The organism is Alkalibacterium sp. s-m-28, assembly GCF_054658175.1.
Window position 1 is genome coordinate 1 of the sequence record NZ_BAAGIQ010000216.1, and the last position, 844, is coordinate 844.

The window sequence follows — 844 nt, forward strand, 5'->3', positions numbered from 1 at the left end:
AATGAACAGTATCGCTGGCGATCACCAGAAGACCGACGGTCATTTGAAATGGCTCATGCCAATGATATGTGGCAGATCGACACGTCCTATGGGCCTTATTTGTATGATGAAAAGGGGAAAAATCCGAAAAGGCTGTATATCATTGCGGCCATTGATGATGCCAGTCGCCTGATTGTCGGACAGGGTCTATTTTTAGAAGACACGGCTATCCATGTGCAGGAGGTGTTGAAGCAGGCGATGAAACGGTATGGCTTACCTAAGAAAATCTTCGTCGATAACGGGTCTCCCTATAAAAACAAGCAATTAGCCCTTATTCTTGCCCAACTAGGCATTGACTTAATCCATGCACGTGTACGTTCAGGTGCATCAAAAGCAAAAATCGAACGGACCTTTCGTACCTTAAAGGATGACTGGATGCCGGCCATCGACTATAAAGAATTTGAGTCCCTGACCGCTTTCAACGACTCCCTCACTGACTATATCAGGCAGAAGAACATAAAAGACCACCGGTCTTTAGGCCAGAGTCCCTGGCAGCGGTTTAGAGAAGACCAGATGCATATTCGTCGAAAGAGTGAAGAAGCCATCGAGCAGGCTTTCTTGCATACGAAGGAATACAGGGTGGATAAAACCGGGATTGTCAAACTGAAGGGAAAAGAAATCGAAGTCGGTTATGCGTACATTGGTCAGCGAGTGACCCTCAAATACACGGCAGATCTGAGCCGCTTTTACCTCTATGAAAAAGATCAGCTTCACCCGGTTGAACCGGTCGATAAAATCAGCAACAGCCAGATCAAGCGCAAGCAGTATCGGATGACAGAAGGAGGAATCAAATGAGTCAGTCAGC

Annotated in this window: 1 protein-coding gene; it reads left to right on the forward strand. The window is 46.6% G+C overall.

Annotated features, from left to right (window positions below; all coding sequences use genetic code 11):
- A partial coding sequence (locus ACYQ4S_RS12005) for a DDE-type integrase/transposase/recombinase (RefSeq protein ID WP_459771384.1) occupies positions 1-834 on the forward strand: 834 nt, incomplete at its 5' end.
- Positions 835-844 lie beyond the last annotated feature (10 nt).